The following is a 16070-nucleotide window of genomic DNA, read 5'->3' on the forward strand; positions in this document are numbered from 1 at the left end:
CACGTCAGTCTCCAGGACGTCGGGACGCTTCCAGGGACGTTCTACCCCCTCCGGGACGTCCTGAAGTGGCAAACGGTGGAGGTTACTTCGTCCCATGCATCCGCACCACGATCGCGAGATACGTGAAAGGACCCCGGCGGCCGTGCGACCGGCCCCGGGGCGTGGCCAACGCTGCTGAGGAGCGCCGACGATGACAACTTCTACCACCCGCTCAACCGGCGCGGCAGAGGCGGTCGTGCCGCCCGTCGATATCGAGACGATGCGCGAGACCGCAGGCAGACTGCTGGACCCTGACGCCAGTCCCGACGCCCTCCCGCCAGCCGCCGCCGAACTGGACACGCTCACCCGCCTGATGCGGGGGCAGCTTGAGTCGCTCATTCCCGAGATCGAGCGCGCGGCCGGACCGCGGCCGAAGAACGTGGCGCAGTACTGCGCGCTGGCCTGCGTCGGCGAGGCCCGCGGGAAGCTGCGCACCGAGGCGCGCCCCGCCCCCGCCGGGATGGCTGGCTACGCGCGACGTCTGGCCCGCGTCCTGAACGCCCTGTGCGATCACCATGAGCGGCTCGTCGGAGTCACGCCGTGAGCGGCCCCGCCAAGCAGCAGACCGAGGACACCTCTGTCACGCCCGTCGGATACGGCTACTGCGCCTGGCACAGCGGATACAGCCGCGGCGTCCGCCTGGTGCAGCTCGCGGACGAAGGCTCCGGACACGGCAGCCGCGGACACTTCGCCTGCACCTCGTGCCGTCAGGCCTACGACCTCGTGCCGCTCGCCGACCAGCCGCTATGAGGAAGCTCCCCGCACCGCGGCCCGCCACGGAGCTGAACTATGAGCAGTACTCGGGACGGGCCTGCTGCTACTGCGGCACGAAACTGATGCACGGCGCTGTGAGTGCGGGCATATCGCGGGGATCGATTGGCGCCCACAGCCTCGACATCGAGGTGTACGCCTGCCCCGGCTGCGCGTACCGGCCGTGGCGGTCCGACGACGACTGACTCCCGCCCGCCCCGTACCCCGTGAGCTCTGGGGGCGGGCGGGACCAAGCCCACGTAAGGCTCCCTTCACGCGGTCGCCGCGCCCGTCCCGATGACGGGCGACGTGGGACGCGGCCCCGGCCGGCTGATTCCCTCGCCGACCGGGGCCGCGCCATGTTCGGCCATTGCGGTGCGCATGCGGTCCGCGAGACAATGGATAGGCCCTGCTCAGGGCGCACGCGGAACCCCACGATTGCGTGAGCGGTGCGTGAGCGGAGGTCCCAAAGCGGGCCGGAATTACCGGAGTAGGCCGGAGAGTTAGGCCCCTCTCACCAGGGATTCTCAGACTGGCCAGAGTGAGTCAGAGTCACCCGGAGTGAAACCCCAGGACTTTTAATCCATTGGTTGTGGGTTCGAGTCCCACAGGGTCTACGGAAGAGCCCCCACCTCAGATCGCTCTGAGGTGGGGGCTCGGTCGTGTTTCTGGGGCTCAGTGATCGTTGGCCCGGCCGGGGATGCGCTCGGGCCCATCGGCGGGGGCTGTTCGACGACGAACGACCCTTTTCCGCGCACGGTGACGATGAGCCGCCGAGTGCCTGAGCGACGTGCTGCGGGTCGCGGAGTCCCGCGGCATGCGCCTGCCCGTGCCGGACGCCGAGGAGGGCGAGGATGCCGGGGAGGCGTTGTCCACCCCTGAGCACCCACCGAAGGCCCAGGCCGGAGTGGATCCGATCTGGGCCCTCGCTGTCTCCCGGGGGCGGCGGCATCAGCCAGCGGTAAGTTCCGCCAGCGGCAGCGTGTGCTGGGTCTGCAGGACCTTCGCCCGTAGGTAGCGGACGTTGTGGGCGGTCGTGAAGACGCCGGTCGGTACGCGGCGCTGGACGTGGATGCCCAGGGTTCGGAGTTGCTCCGCCTTGTCCGGGTTGTTCGACAGCAGGTCGAGTTCCGTGATGCCGAGTGCCGCGAGCATCTGGGCCGCCGCCGTGTAGTCGCGGGCGTCCTCCGGGAGGCCCAGGGCCGTGTTGGCGGCGTAGGTGTCGAGGCCCTGGTCCTGGAGGGCGTACGCGTCGAGCTTGTTGTAGAGGCCTATGCCCCGGCCCTCCTGGCGGAGGTAGAGGAGTACGCCGCCGCGCGTGGCGATCTGCTCGACGGCCTCGCGGAGCTGGGGCCCGCAGTCGCACCGCGAGGAGCCGAAGACGTCGCCGGTCAGGCACTCGGAGTGGAGGCGGACCAGAGGCGGGGCGGTCGCGGACGGGGTGCCGAGGACGACGGCCACGTGTTCCTCGCCGTCGGTCAGGCCGTGGAAGGTGACCAGCTCGGCGTCGACGCTGTAACCGTCGTGGAAGCGCAGCGGGACCCGGACGCGTGCGCGCTGGGTGGCGGCGGGGTAGTCGGGCATGCGGTACTCCGGTCCGGGTTCAGGTGTGCTTCAGATTTGAAGCATCTGCATGGACCCAGACCCTACCTCATGCTTGAAATTTGAAGCAATGGGTGGGGGTGCGGCTCGTGGGTGCTGTGGTGCGGCTCATGCGCAGGGCGAGGAGGAGCGGCGGCGCCACGGGACGTCGTCGGGTGTGGTCTGCGGGTCGTCCCCCTCAAGTCCTCGCGTGATCCCCGTACAGATCTCCTCCAGCTGCGTCACCTGCTCGGGAGTGAGCCGGTCGAAGAGGGAGGCGCGGACCGTCTCGACGTGGCCGGGTGCCGTGCGTTCCAGCACGGCCATCCCCTCCTCCGTCAGGACCGCGGTACTGCCCCGCTTGTCCGAGCGGCACCCCTCGCGGCGCACCGAACCGTCCTTCTCCAGACGGGTCACCGCGTACGTCAGCCGACTGCGGGTGATCTTGGTCCGCTCGGCGAGGTCGGTCATGCGCAGGCGGCGGTCCGGAGCGTCGGAGAGGTTGGCCAGGATGGTGTAGTACAGGTGCGGCATGCCGGCCTCCTGCTGGAGCTGCCGGTCGATCGCGTCCTCCAGGAGGAGTGAGGCGGCGATGTAGGCGCGCCAGGCGCGCTGCTCCTCGGGGGTGAGCCAGCGGGTCGTCATGCGTCCAGTGTAGGTATTGTTTAAAACTTGAACCAAACCGCCCCTCCGAGCCTGCCCCGGCCCCGCTCCCAGAAAGAGTGCGCCCATGCCCCACCCCTACGTCCTGTTGTCCGCCGCCGTCTCCCTCGACGGCTGCCTGGACGACACCGGCCCCGAACGGCTGCTGCTCTCCGGGCCGGCCGACTTCGACCGGGTCGACGAGGTGCGGGCCGAGTCCGACGCGATCCTGGTCGGCGCGGGCACGCTGCGCGCCGACAACCCCCGGCTCCTGGTCAACTCCGCCGAGCGGCGCGCGGCCCGGGTCGCCGCCGGCCGGCCCGCGTACCCGCTGAAGGTCACCGTCAGCGGCAGCGGCGATCTGGACCCGGCCGCCAACTTCTGGTCCACGGGCGGCGAGAAGATCGTCTATACGACCGACAAGGGCGCCCGGAAGGCCGCTGAAGCCCTGCACGGGTTGGGCGGCGTCGACGTCGTCCCTGTGGGCCCCGAGCTCGACTGGCGGGCCCTGCTCGAGCACCTCCACGAAGTACGCGGCGTACGGCGCCTCATGGTCGAGGGCGGCGGTCGCGTCCACACCCAGCTCCTCCAGCAGGGGCTCGCGGACGAACTGCAGCTCGCCGTCGCGCCGCTCGTCGTGGGGGAGCCGGACGCACCACGGCTGTTCGGGCCGGGGGGATATCCGGGCGGACCCCGGAACCGGATGCGGCTGCTGGAGACACGGCCTGTCGGAGATGTCGTACTCATGCGGTACGTCCCCACCGCGCCCGGTACCGGAAGCGCTCCCTCCGCCGCCGACCACCGGTGGCTGGGCCTTGCCTGTGAACTCGCGGCCGACTGCCCGCCCTCGCGGACGGCGTTCAGTGTCGGGGCGGTGATCGTCGCGGCCGACGGTACGGAGCTGGCCCGCGGCCACTCCCGAGAGTCCGACCCGGTGTCGCACGCCGAGGAAGCCGCGCTCGCCAAGCTCGACCCCGCCGACCCGCGCCTCGCCACCGCCACGGTCTACAGCAGCCTGGAACCGTGCGCCCGCCGCGCCTCCAGGCCCGCCCCATGCGCCCGGCTGATCCTCGACGCGGGCGTACGCCGGGTCGTCACCGCCTGGCGCGAGCCGGACACGTTCGTGACCTCGGCGGACGGGAGCGGGCTGCTCGCCGCGGAGGGCGTCGATGTCCTTGTGCTCCCCGAGTACGAGGCCTCGGCGAAGGCGCCCAACCGTCATCTCGGCTGAGCGCCGCCCCGCAGAACCCAGGTAAAACACCGGTGAAGGCCCGGCGACGGAAACCTGTGTGCTTCGGGTCCCGCAGATGGCGTATAGTTGGTTTCAACGGCGCGGGGTGGAGCAGCTCGGTAGCTCGCTGGGCTCATAACCCAGAGGTCGCAGGTTCAAATCCTGTCCCCGCTACTGAAGGCTTAGGGCCGGGATCCCATTGGGGTCCCGGCCCTAAGTGTTTTTCCCGGTTCCGCGTGCCACACGGGCGCCTCGCTCAGCCCCTTGCCCTCACCCGCCCGGTCCCCGCCCACTCGCCCTCCACCCCCGCTCCGGGAAGCCTGAACGCAGGGCGGTGAAGGGCAGGAGACGCGTGGTGGGGCCTGGAGAGGCGGAGGAGCGGGAGCAGGGGGAGGATCAGGAGCCGTACTCCCGGGCCGGCGGACGCAGGCCCGAGGACCCCGTGCCCGATCCGGGAGTGGGCGACAGCCCGGTGCCCGTCGAGCCCGAACGCCGGAGGATGCCCGGAGGCGGCGGGATGTCCGGAGGCCACGGGCTGCACGGAGGCCACGGGACGTCTGGAGGCCACGGGCTGCCCGGAGGCCACGGGCTGCCCGGAGGCAGCGGGGTGCACGAAGGCCGCAAGATCTCATACGCGCGGGCCTTCGTCCGCGTGCTGCCCGCACTGCTCATCGTGGCCGGGATCGTCTACGACTACCTCACGCCGTCGGAGTTCACCGCGGCTCCCCTTTTCACGGCTGCCCCGCTCGTCGCCGCCCCGCTCTTCTCGCTGCGCGGCACGGTGCTCATCGGCGCCCTGGCCCTCGTCTCGGTCCTCGCGGTCCACGTCGTACTCGGCATCGTCTGGCACGTCGACGCGATCACCGAGGTGGTCACCGTGGCGACGGTCGCCGTCCTGGCCGTCCTCATCAACATCCTCGTACGGCGGGGCAGCGAGCAACTGGCCTCCGCACGCGAGATCGCCGAGGCGGCCCAGCGGGCCGTCCTGCCCGAACCGGCCGCGCGGATCGGCGGGTTGGAGATCGCGGCGCGGTACGAGGCGGCGCAGGCGGACGCGTTCATCGGGGGCGACCTGTACGCGGTGCAGGACACCCCGCACGGCGTACGGCTCATCGTGGGCGACGTACGGGGCAAGGGCATGGGCGCGGTCGCCGCCGTGGCCGTCGTCATCGGGGCCTTCCGGGAGGCCGCCGAGCACGAGGCCACCCTGGAGGCGGTCGCGCAGCGGCTGGAGCGGGCGCTCGCGCGTGAGGGCACCCGGCGGGAGGGCCTCGACGCCTTCGAGGGCTTCACCACCGCGGTGCTCGCCGAGATCCCGCACGGCGACGGAGTCGTACGCCTCCTCCACCGCGGCCACCCCGGCCCCCTCCTGCTGGACGGAGGGGGAAGACCGCGCATGCTCGCGGCGGCGGAGCCCGCACTGCCGCTCGGGATGGGCGAGTTGGGCACCTGGCCCGACCGCGCCCTGGAGGAAGGGTTCCCGAGCGGGGCCATGCTGCTCTTCTACACTGACGGGCTGTCCGAGGCGCGGGACGAGCGGGGTGTCTTCTACGATCCGGCGACGCGGCTGTCGGGGCGGCTCTTCGCCGGGCCGGACGCGTTGCTCGCCGCGGTGGTGGACGACGTCCTCCGTCACACCGGGGGCGGGGCGACGGACGACATGGCGCTGCTCGCCGTACGGCGGCCGTGAAGGCGGAGGTCTGAGGGCGGAGGTCTGAGGACGCGGTCGTATCCGTTGGCCCTTTTATCACCGGTGGTAGTCGTGTGACGCCCCTGTGCATAACAAGTGACACTCCATCAACAAAGTGCGCAGAGCTGAATGTCGATCAACTCGCCCGATTTACCCCGCTCGTGACCTGTAAGTCCAGGCCAAGAGCGTTAACGATCACTCGGAACAGCTTGGAATCCAGTGCCCGGGTCTATTAACGTTCGATAACGCAGCGCGGTCGTCCCAGCCGTCACAAGAGTCGGCTCCGTGCGCACGCGCCGAATCCCGCAAGGGAACCGGGGAACCACTAATTGGGGTGAATCGGGCGTTTTTCGCGGTGAGGATACCGCGGTTGACGCGCGTAGGAGACCTTCCTGCTCCGAACCCGTCAGCTAACCCGGTAGGCGAGAAGGAAGGAAAGGAGTGCGCCCACGTGGCGTCCAACCGCCCTGCTCCCCAACCCTCGTTCGCACCAAGTGAGTTGCCGGGTGATACACCGTCCGAGATCTCGGGTGACAAGAGGCTCGACGTCTTCGCTTACGGCGTTCGCAAGGACGAGGACACCTGGGAGGAGTGGAACCCCACCGCGGATTCCCTCCGTCCCGTACGCGGCAGGCACCGTGTTTCCAAGCAGCGCGGCGGAGGACTCGCACGCAGCTCGACCGTTCTGGGCGTCGGTGTCATAGCCGCCGTCGGCGCGGGTGGCATGGCCACCGCGCAGACCGGCAAGCCGCCGGTGTCGATCTCGATACCCGACCTGCCGTCCGTGGGCTCGCTGATCTCGGACGACGAGACCGACGCCCCCGAAGGCTCCAGCACACCGCTCAGCAGCGCCGGCCTGACCACCGCCGACACCGAGCAGGGCAGCGGGGACGCGGGCGAGGCCCTGCGCTCCCGCATCCTGCTCCAGGCGGAGCAGCAGCAGGACCAGGTGGACCGCGAGGCCCAGGAGGCCGCCGAGGCCGCCGCCGCGAAGAAGGCCGCCGATCAGGCCGCCAAGGCCGCCGAGGAGGCCGAGGCCAAGGCCGCCGCAGCCAAGAAGAAGGCGGCGGAGGAGGCCGCGGCGAAGGCGGAGGCCGCGCGTCTCGCCGAGCTCGCCAAGCAGTTCACGCTGCCGACCTCCTCGTACACGATCACCTCGACCTTCGGTCAGTCCGGCTCGCTGTGGTCCTCAGGCACCCACACGGGTCTGGACTTCGCCGCTCCCACGGGTACGCCGCTGAAGGCGATCCACAGCGGCACCGTCACCGAGGCCGGCTGGAACGGTTCGTACGGCTACCTCACGAAGGTCGCCCTCGACGACGGCACGGAGCTCTGGTACGCCCACCAGTCGTCCATCAGCGTCAGCGTCGGGCAGAAGGTCAACACGGGCGACGTCATCGGGCGCGTGGGCGCGACCGGCAACGTCACCGGGGCGCACCTTCACCTGGAGGTCCACACGAGCGGCGGCGACGGGATCGACCCGATGGCGTGGCTGCGGAGCAAGGGGCTCAACCCGTAGGCAACGGCGGTGGCTTGTAGGTCCCGCCATTGAGGGGTCCGTACGTGCGGAGGGATCCGTATGTACGGACCCCTCCGCACGTACGGCTGTTGACGTGCAATCGGGCCGACGCCCTGGTCGCACCTGGAGTCGAAGCGGGGGCGGCGCGTCCTGGCCGCGCTGGACGAGGTCGCGCAGAGCCTTGGCCTGACGCGCCGAGCCACGTCCGGCCCGACTCCCTTGGGAACCTCCGAGCGCTCCAGGTCTAGGAGCGGTAGGGGTTGTACGCGGGGTACGCGGGGTACGCCGCCGTCTGCCCGTACGGGTACCCGTACACCGGCCACGGCGGCGCCACGGGCGCCGGAGCCGTGGCCCGGGCCGCGTACGCCAGGGCAGGGCGGGCCGCCTCGCGGCGGGCCCACAGCTCGTGGAGCAGTTCCTGCTCGCGTGCGACGAAGTCGCTGCCGGCCTTGCCGCTGCGCCCCCGGTGGCGCAGGAAGGCCAGCGACGTCGCGTACGACTCGTACTCCGCGACGGCCCGGCCCGCCGCGCGCCCGCCGTATTGGGTCGCGTACTCGCGGGCCATCCGCCGCGCCTTCATCGAGCCGAGGACGAACGGCTCGGGCGCGGCGAGCCAGCCGGCCATGGCATACGCGGGGAGTTCGGTGCGCACCGTGCCGAGCTCGCGCTGGCGCGTCCAGATGACCAGCCAGGTGAGCAGCCCGAAGCACGGGACCATGAAGACCGCGTAGACCGCGAAGAAGCCGTACTCGCCGAAGGCCGACGATCCGTTCCACATCGCGTGCATGCCCATCGCGAGCAGCAGCCCGGCGAGCGGGAGCAGGATGCGCCGCACGTGGTGGCGGTCCGCGGAGAGCGCCGCGACGCCGAAGCCGATGCCGGTGAGCACGGTGAACAGCGGGTGCGCGAAGGGCGACATGATCACGCGCACGAAGAAGGTCGCGGCGGTGACGGAGGCGATGCCGGTGTCGCCGCTGAGCTGGTCGGTACCGAAGGCGGTGCCGAGGTAGAGGATGTTCTCGGTGAACGCGAAGCCGGTCGCGGTGACCCCGGCTATCACCACGCCGTCGACGATCCCCGTGAAGTCACGTCTGCGGAAGAGGAAGACCAGTAGGACCGCCGCGGCCTTCGCCGACTCCTCGACGATCGGCGCTATGACCGTCGCGCCGATGGTGTCGGCGCTGGACGGGTCGGCGGTGGCCGTCGCTATCCATCTGGTCGCGAAGCTGTTGGCGACGATCGCAATCAGCGCGGCCGCGCAGGCGCCCCAGGCGAAGGAGAACAGCAGGTTCCGCCAGGGGCCCGGCTCCACCCGGTCGAGCCAGCGGAACGCGGTCACCAGGAGCGGGACGGGCAGGACCGCCAGGCCCAGGCCCACCAGGAAACCCTCGGTGCCCGTCTGTTCGCGGACGAGGGCCAGGATGACGAGGCCTGAGAGGGCGAGCAGGGTGGTCAGCGCGCCGTAGCGCACCCACTTGCGCTGCCACCAGTGTGCACGCCGCCGGGCGACTCCGGCGGGGAAGCCGGAGTGTGACGGATACGGAGGATTGGTGGCCATGACAAGGACCCTAACGAGGGAGGGACGTGGCCCGCGAGGGTGCCCCGGGAGGGGCGCGGTGAACTGAGCGACCAGCCCGCGACGACCCGCACGTTACGCGCCGGACCTCGCATCGAGCGCTGCGAGCCTGCTCTCAGCTGTCCGCGCTGTCCGCGGAAAGCGGTACGCGGCGGAAGAGCAAGTCGTTCACCACATGTCCCTTGTCCACGCCCTGCGCCTCGAAACGGGTCAGGGGGCGGGAGTCCGGGCGGGGCGCGAAACCGCCGTCGGGCCGGGTGTTCTCGAAGGCCGGGTGGGCAGTGAGGACCTCCAGCATTACCTCGGCGTACGGCTCCCAGTCCGTCGCGCAGTGGACCAGCGCGCCCGGCCTGAGGCGGGACGCGGCGAGGGTGAGGAACTCCGGCTGGATCAGACGGCGCTTGTGGTGGCGCTTTTTCGGCCAGGGGTCCGGGAAGTAGACCCGCAGCCCGTCGAGTGAGTCCGGGCTCAGCATCTCGCGGAGCAGGATGATCGCGTCGCCGTTGCCCACGCGGATGTTGGTCAGACCGCCTCGGTCCGCGAGGTTCAGCAGGTTGCCCTGGCCGGGGGTGTGCACGTCGACGGCGAGGATCCCGGTGCCCGGATCCTCGGCGGCCATCCGCGCGGTCGCCTCGCCCATCCCGAAGCCGATCTCCAGCACCACCGGCAGATCGGCCCCGAACAGCTCCTTCAGATCGAGGACCCGCTGCCCGTCGATGTCCAGCCCCCACTTGGGCCACAGCCGCTGCAACGCGTCCGCCTGCCCCTGCGTCACCCGGCTCCGACGCGGCTGGAAGCTGCGGATACGGCGCTCGAAGTGCGACCCGGCGGGATCCGGCTGAGGGCCGTCGGGGAAACGGGGCTCACCCTTGGAGCGAGGCGTTCGGGGCACGTCGCGGGGCGGGCTGTCGAGGGGCAGCCCGGCGGGGTGGCGGGGGACATCGGGGGTGATGGAGGACTCAGACACAGTGGGGTCGATTTTACGGGGCCCGGGAGGGAGCGGTACGGGGGTGATCGGGTTTGCGGGTTCGGTCCGGGGCGGGAGTGGTCGGGTCCGCGGGGTCGGGCGGCCTGGGGGCGTCGGGTTTACGGGGACGGGGTGGGGCGGGGATGTTCGTGGCGGCCTGGGAGTTCAGGGCTGTGCCGCCTGGGAGTTCAGGCCGGTGCGGCTTCGGGGTTCAGGGTTCAGGGCCGTACGGAGTCGGCGTTCAGGTCCGTGCGGAGTCGGTTCAGACCCGTGCAGAGCCCATGCGGAGTCGGTTCAGACCCGCGCCGGCGTCGCTTCAGGCCCGTGTCAGGCCCGTGCCAACGTCGCGAGCACCCTTCGCCCAACCTCTCGTCCGATCGGCAGCGACGCCGTGGCGGCCGGGGACGGGGCGTTCAGGACGTGCACCGTCCGGGCGCCCTCGCGTATCAGGAAGTCGTCGACCAGCGTCCCGTCCCGCAGGACCGCCTGGGCGCGGACTCCCGCGGCAGCGGGCACCAGGTCGTCCGGGTTCACGGCGGGCAGGAGCCGGCGTACCGCCTGCGCGAAGGCCGCCTTGGACACCGAGCGGCGCAGCTCCCCGCCGCCGTAGCGCCAGTGCCGCCGGGCTATCCGCCAGGAACCGGGCCAGGTGAGCGTCGCGCCCAGCTCGCGGGGCCGTACCGTCCGCCAGTCGTAACCCTCGCGGGCCAGCGCCGGAACCGCGTTCGGCCCGATGTGGACGTCTCCGTCGATGCCCCGGGTCAGATGCACGCCGAGGAACGGGAACGCCGGGTCCGGCACGGGATACACCAGCCCGTTCACCAGCGAGGGTCGCCCCAGTGAGTAGTACTCCCCGCGGAAGGGCACGATCCGCATCCCGGGCTCGTCCCCGGCGAGCCGGGCGATCTCGTCGCAGTGGAGCCCGGCGCAGTTGACCAGCACGCGCGCGCGTACGACCGTGCCGTCCCCCGTGCGGACGGCGACCCCGAGGTCGGGGCGCCGGTCGATGTACGTGACCTCCGTCCCGTACCGGATCTCCGCCCCCGAGGCCTCGGCGAGCTGTCGCGCGACGCCCACGAAGTCGCACACGCCCGTCGTGGCGACGTGGATCGCGGCAAGCCCCCGCACCTCGGGCTCGTACTCCCCGATCTGGGCCGCGCCCAGCTCCCGTACCGCGATCCCGTTCTCCCGCCCCCGCTGCACCAGCGCGTGCAGGCGGGGCAGCTCGGACTTCTCCGTGGCGACGATCAGCTTGCCGGTGACGGCGTGCGCGATGCCGTACTCGGCGCAGAACTTGACCATCTCGGCGCCGCCCCGCGCCGCGTACCGCGCCTTCAGGGAGCCCGGGCGGTAGTAGATCCCGCTGTGGATGACCCCGCTGTTGCGCCCCGTCTGGTGCCGGGCGGGGCCGGGCTCCTTCTCCAGCACGGTGACCCGCGTGCCCGGCGCGGCACGCGTGATCGCATACGCCGTCGACAGCCCGACGATCCCGCCGCCGATCACCAGCACGTCACAGTCGTAACCGATCTCCCGCACCACCTGCTCCACCTCCCGCCTCCGATAGTGCACTGCGCCACTGACAATGCCCTCAAACCCGAAAGACGCTGGAAGCTCATGGCGCCGGTCACGCGGAGAGCGCCCCTTCAGGGGCGCGGGACTGTGACATCCGCGGCTCCGCCGCGTGGGCGCGACCAGCCACAGACGACCTGCACCCCCAAGATCACATCAGCCACGCAGACGCTCAGGCGCCTTGTCCTAGGCCGGTGCCATCAGCAACGGCCTAGCCCGCTCCCGCAGCTCCACCACACGCGGTTCGTCGCCGTACGGCTCCAGCCGGTGCAGAAGATCCTTCACGTACTCGGTGGTGCGGGCCGAGGAGATACGCCCGGCGACCTCCACCGCCCGTACGCCCTGCTCGCATGCCGCGTCGAGGTTGCCGGACTCCAGCTCGGCGACAGCGGACACCACGAGCCGCAGGCCGTGCGAGCGTACGAACTCCTCAGTCGGCTTCGACAGAGCCTGCTCCGTGAAGCGGCGGACCTGGCGAGGTGCCTTCAGGTCGCGGTAGCACTCCGCGGCGTCGGCCGCGAAACGGTCGTACGAGTAGAAGCCGAGCCAGGACGGATCGTGATCGCCCTCACGGGCCCGCTCCAGCCAGCCCTCGGCCGCCTTCAGTGCCCCGCCGGCCGCCTGGGCGTCACCCGCGCGCGCGTGTGCCCGTGCTTCGACGAGGCGGAAGAAGCTCATCGTGCGGGCGGTGGCCAGGCCCCGGTTGCGTTCCAGGGCGGCCTGCGCGAGGTCGACGCCCTCGTCGCCGAATCCGCGGTAGGTCGCCTGGAGCGACATCGAGGCGAGTACGTAGCCCCCCAGGGGCACGTCCGCCGCCGCGCGCGCGAGCCGCAGCGCCTGGATGTAGTAGCGCTGGGCGGCCTCCTGCTGGCCCGTGTCGAACGCCATCCAGCCCGCGAGGCGGGTGAGCTCCGCGGAGGCCCCGAAGAGCGCGCGGCCCACCTCGTCCGAGTACGAGCCGAGCAGCAGCGGCGCCGCCTCCACCCTTAAGCACTCGGGCACCATGGAGGAACGCCAGTCGCCGCCTCCGTACTTGGAGTCCCAGCGCCTGGCGTCCTCGGCGGCCTCCCGCAGCTTCAGTACGTCGCTGTGGCCGACTTTCTGCGGTGCTCCGGAGTCCTCCAGCGGGCTCGCGTCGCGTGCCACCGAACTGTCGGCCGGGGTTATCAGCCACCGGGACGCGGGAGTCGCGTATGCGCTCACTGCGAACGATCCGGCGAGTGACTGCCAGATGCCGCCGGAGCCGGCCCGGCGCCCGGCGAGGTCGAGCCGGTACAGGTCCGTGGCCGACCGCACGGCCTGTCCTACGTCACGAGGGAAGGCGAGGCCCACTTCCGGTGCGGGATCCGCGTCCGCCAGGCCGATCTCGTGGAGCGGCACGGGGCGGCCGAGCTTCTGGCCGATGGCCGCGGCGATGAGATGCGGCGCGGCACCCTGCGGCACCATGCCTTTCGACACCCATCTGGCCACCGACGTCTTGTCGTAGCGAAGAGTCAACCCGCGTTGAGCGCCAAGGTCGTTGACGCGTCGGGCGAGTCCTGCGTTGCTGATTCCCGCGAGGGCGAGAACGGTGCCGAGTTTTTCGTTCGGCCCGCGTTGCTCCCTGGACATGCGCCACCCCTCGACACAGACGGCTGCCGCGCGGGTGTAACCACGCGGCATTCGTACTGCGTCTTCCCGGGCGCCAACCCCTGGAACCCCACCCGCAAAAGCACGTGGCCGAGCCCTCAGGAATATGCCTCCCGCGAAAACACAGGCAAACACAGGGTAGTTCGCCGCATCCCAAGCGTTAAGGGGCATTGTTCCGGATGGCGGGATTGTGGTCCGTGGGCAAGCACGGAGCGTTGTCCTGTGCTCCCGCTGTGTGGCCGTGCGCCCGTCCGTGCGCTCTTCTCCGGCCATCGGGGGAGCGCTTCCATGGATCGTGCGTGGGTCGGCCCGCTGTACTGGATCCAGTGGGCTGGGGGACACCGCCGCCTACATCCCCGCGGGCGGCGGACCGGTCCGGGAGGCGGACTCCGCCTCCCGGACCGTGCGTTGCGCACAGCCTGTACGGAGCGTGTGCAAGTCTGGCCGCCCCGCATCGATTTGGCTGATAATCGCCCCTGCCCTCCGGAGCCAAAAACCGCTTCTACCACGGCACTTGAGGGCGCGTTCGGTGTTTTTGGGAGCGTACCGGGGGCGCATTCACGTCGTAGCCACTGTGTAAATTCTTTGCGAACGCCCTTCCTCACGCGTGCGTTCGCTTCTTCGCGGGCATCTCCCAGGGGCGCACTCCGGGGAGCACAAGCGACCGCACGTGCCCTCCGGTGCGCTCTCTTCGTGGCAGCATGGTGCCAGTTCGTACGGTGCACTGGTTGTCCACAGCCTGTGGAGGCGGCGATGCGGTGGTTGGTGGGGTGGAGCAGTACCGCCACCGGCGCGCCTGTGATCGGTTCGGCGGGAGCGACCGGCAGCGACGGCGAGACGGTGCACCCGGTGGGGTCCCAACTCCTGTGGGGCGACCCGGATCCGCTCTGGGCGGTCGGTGACTGGCGCCCCGACGAGGTGCGCGTCGTGAAGGCCGACGAGCAGAACCGCATCGCGGTGCTCGGCACCTGCGGCGCCTCCGACGAGCAACTGCGCGTGGGCCTGTTCGCCGCGCGCGGAGGGGCACTTCGGCATCTGACGGCCTGGTCCGGCAGCTACACGGCCGTCGTCCAGGTGGGCCGCCGCCTGATGGTCTGCGGCGATCTGGCGGGCGCACGGCCGGTGTTCTACACCCCCTGGGCGGGCGGCACGGCCTACTCGACCGCCGCTCTCCCGCTCGCCGACCTCATCGAGGCGAACCTCGACTTCGGCCACCTGGCGGCCCTGCTCGCGGCTCCCGACGTCCCGGCCGCACTCCACGACTCGACCCCCTACGAGGGCGTACGGCGCATCCCGCCCGGGCACGCGCTGATCCTGCGCACCGGCGCACGCGAGATCGCCGGGTACGAGCCGGTGGCCTCCCTCGCCGTCGCGGCCCCGTCCGCCGACCCCGACAGCGCGGTGGACGCCGTACGCGACGCCCTCGTGGAGGCGGTACGCGCCCGACTCGCCGCCCCCAGACACGTGCCCGGGGCGGACATAGACCCTGGTCCCGTCCCCGGAATGGGCCCCGCCGAGCGGCGCGCGGCGCGCGGCATGCCCGTACCCGGCATCGGAGCGGACCTCTCCGGAGGACCCGCCTCGGGAACACTCGCCCTCCTCGCGGCCGGCCTGCCCGGAGCGCCGGGCACCGTCCTCGGACACGGAACCGGCGCCGGTGAACGCCTCCTCGCGGTCACGTTCAACGATCTCGCGGTGAAGGGCCGGGAGGCGGAACTGGAACGGGCCGGGACCCTGGCCGCGAACCCCCGACTGCACCACGTAGTGGTGGCCGGCGGCGAAGAGGTCCTCCCCTACGCCGAGTTGGAGGGTCCGCTGACGGACGAGCCGGGCCCGTCCCTGGTGACCGCGGCCCGCCACCGCGCACGCCTCGCCTCGGGCAGCGCGGACCACTTCACGGGCTACGGCGCACGCCAGGTCCTGGACGCACACCCGGCCCGCCTCGCCGACCTCTTGATGGACCGCAAACGACGTCATCTGGTGCGCCCTGTCGCCGCACTGGCGAAGGCCGATGGCTCTGTCATGGTCTCCGCGCGCGTGTACGGCGCGGCGCGCAAGCTCTCCCGTACGCCCTATCGCGTCGGCATCGAGGGCCTGGCGGAGCGCCTGCTGCACAAACGCTTCGAGGAGCCGGGAGGTGCCGTGGGGGCGTCGCTCGCCGCGCTCACCTGGGCCAGACCCGGGCCCGCCGCACGCTGGCTGACCGGCGAGGCCCTCGCTGAAGTATCGGTTCGCCTGACGGGAGCGACGACTCGGGCGAGCGTCGGACCCGGCCAGCGTCCCGGCGACTTCCGCGCGCGTTCTGCCCTCGCCCGGCACGCCGCCGATCTGCGCGTCCTGGAACAGGCCGCCGAGGTCCGCTTCCAGCGCCTGCACGCCCCCTTCCTCGACAACCAGGTCGTACGCGCCTGTCGCACCCTTCCCGAGGCGCTGCGCGTCAAGCCCGGCGCGCGCGCGGCCATACTCCGCACCGTCCTGGAGGGCGCTGGAGTGGCCGACCTCCCGCCCGGCTGGGGCGCCCCCTCCCACGCCTCCTCGGCGGCCGCCGCCCGTACCGGACTCCGGGTCGCCGTGGACGACCTGATCGCCCTCTTCGACACGCCTCTTCTCGCTCAGGCGGGCCTGGTCGAGGCCCGCGTCGTCCGCAAGGCCCTCCGGGCGGCGGCCGACGGTGAACCCCTGCCTCTTGAGGGGCTTGCCGATCTCGTGTCCCTGGAGCTGTGGCTCCGGCGGTTGCTGGACCGCCGAGGGACGTGCTGGACGGGTACGCCGGCGCGGCAGCGGGCGGTTCCGGCGGGGATTCGGCCGCAGAGGGGGGCGTTGGGGGCGGGGGCGCGAAGGGGGTGAGCGGGTTTTTTCGCCCCCGCCGCCCCTACC

Annotated in this window: 12 protein-coding genes, 1 tRNA gene and 1 riboswitch; of the genes, 7 read left to right on the forward strand and 6 right to left on the reverse strand. The window is 71.4% G+C overall.

Going from position 1 to position 16070, the window contains the following annotated elements; translation table 11 throughout:
- Positions 1 to 190: 190 nt before the first annotated feature.
- Entirely contained in the window at positions 191 to 583 is a 393-nt protein-coding gene (locus ACTWQR_RS32160) for a DUF6415 family natural product biosynthesis protein (RefSeq protein ID WP_443230724.1), read from the forward strand.
- Complete coding sequence (locus ACTWQR_RS32165) at positions 580 to 789, forward strand: hypothetical protein (RefSeq protein ID WP_443230725.1); 210 nt, start codon at positions 580 to 582, stop codon at positions 787 to 789. Before ACTWQR_RS32160 ends, ACTWQR_RS32165 begins: the two co-directional genes overlap by 4 nt.
- A 951-nt stretch (positions 790 to 1740) precedes the next feature.
- Here ACTWQR_RS32165 and ACTWQR_RS32170 read toward each other — a convergent pair.
- Both ACTWQR_RS32170 and ACTWQR_RS32175 read right to left on the reverse strand, forming a co-directional pair.
- Complete coding sequence (locus ACTWQR_RS32170; RefSeq protein ID WP_443230726.1) at positions 1741 to 2373, reverse strand: GTP cyclohydrolase II; 633 nt, start codon at positions 2371 to 2373, stop codon at positions 1741 to 1743.
- Between the two features lie 126 nt (positions 2374 to 2499).
- Positions 2500 to 3015, reverse strand: coding sequence for a MarR family winged helix-turn-helix transcriptional regulator (locus ACTWQR_RS32175; protein ID WP_443230727.1), 516 nt, complete (start codon positions 3013 to 3015; stop codon positions 2500 to 2502).
- A gap of 85 nt (positions 3016 to 3100) precedes the next feature.
- Between ACTWQR_RS32175 and ACTWQR_RS32180 the strand changes: the two genes are divergently transcribed.
- The 4 genes from ACTWQR_RS32180 to ACTWQR_RS32195 all read left to right on the forward strand — a co-directional run bounded on the left by ACTWQR_RS32180 (position 3101) and on the right by ACTWQR_RS32195 (position 7452).
- Entirely contained in the window at positions 3101 to 4243 is a 1143-nt protein-coding gene (locus ACTWQR_RS32180) for a dihydrofolate reductase family protein (RefSeq protein WP_443230728.1), read from the forward strand.
- Positions 4244 to 4343: 100 nt separating this feature from the next.
- Positions 4344 to 4417: transfer RNA gene (locus tag ACTWQR_RS32185), tRNA-Met, on the forward strand.
- 181 nt (positions 4418 to 4598) lie between these two features.
- Positions 4599 to 5933: a PP2C family protein-serine/threonine phosphatase gene (locus ACTWQR_RS32190; protein WP_443230729.1), complete on the forward strand. Its 1335-nt coding sequence runs from the start codon at positions 4599 to 4601 to the stop codon at positions 5931 to 5933.
- A 284-nt stretch (positions 5934 to 6217) separates the two neighbouring features.
- Positions 6218 to 6373, forward strand: a riboswitch (cyclic di-AMP (ydaO/yuaA leader).
- 11 nt (positions 6374 to 6384) lie between these two features.
- Positions 6385 to 7452, forward strand: coding sequence for a M23 family metallopeptidase (locus ACTWQR_RS32195; protein ID WP_443230730.1), 1068 nt, complete (start codon positions 6385 to 6387; stop codon positions 7450 to 7452).
- Between the two features lie 244 nt (positions 7453 to 7696).
- On the opposite strand, the gene ACTWQR_RS32200 is transcribed toward ACTWQR_RS32195, so the two are convergent.
- The 4 genes from ACTWQR_RS32200 to ACTWQR_RS32215 all read right to left on the reverse strand — a co-directional run bounded on the left by ACTWQR_RS32200 (position 7697) and on the right by ACTWQR_RS32215 (position 13175).
- Positions 7697 to 9010 (reverse strand): PrsW family intramembrane metalloprotease, encoded by a 1314-nt coding sequence (locus tag ACTWQR_RS32200; RefSeq protein ID WP_443230731.1) that lies wholly within the window; start codon positions 9008 to 9010, stop codon positions 7697 to 7699.
- A gap of 133 nt (positions 9011 to 9143) precedes the next feature.
- Complete coding sequence (gene trmB / locus ACTWQR_RS32205) at positions 9144 to 9995, reverse strand: tRNA (guanosine(46)-N7)-methyltransferase TrmB (protein WP_443230732.1); 852 nt, start codon at positions 9993 to 9995, stop codon at positions 9144 to 9146.
- A gap of 327 nt (positions 9996 to 10322) precedes the next feature.
- Positions 10323 to 11564 carry an L-2-hydroxyglutarate oxidase gene (gene lhgO / locus ACTWQR_RS32210; RefSeq protein WP_443230733.1) on the reverse strand — a complete coding sequence of 414 codons (1242 nt, stop codon included), beginning with the start codon at positions 11562 to 11564 and terminating at the stop codon, positions 10323 to 10325.
- Between the two features lie 186 nt (positions 11565 to 11750).
- On the reverse strand, positions 11751 to 13175 hold the full coding sequence (locus ACTWQR_RS32215; RefSeq protein ID WP_443230734.1) for an MFS transporter: 1425 nt from the start codon (positions 13173 to 13175) through the stop codon (positions 11751 to 11753).
- A 771-nt stretch (positions 13176 to 13946) separates the two neighbouring features.
- Between ACTWQR_RS32215 and ACTWQR_RS32220 the strand changes: the two genes are divergently transcribed.
- Positions 13947 to 16040, forward strand: coding sequence for an asparagine synthase-related protein (locus ACTWQR_RS32220; RefSeq protein ID WP_443230735.1), 2094 nt, complete (start codon positions 13947 to 13949; stop codon positions 16038 to 16040).
- The last annotated feature ends 30 nt before the right edge of the window (positions 16041 to 16070 follow it).

This window comes from Streptomyces sp. 2A115 (assembly GCF_052245575.1).
Taxonomy (GTDB): domain Bacteria; phylum Actinomycetota; class Actinomycetes; order Streptomycetales; family Streptomycetaceae; genus Streptomyces.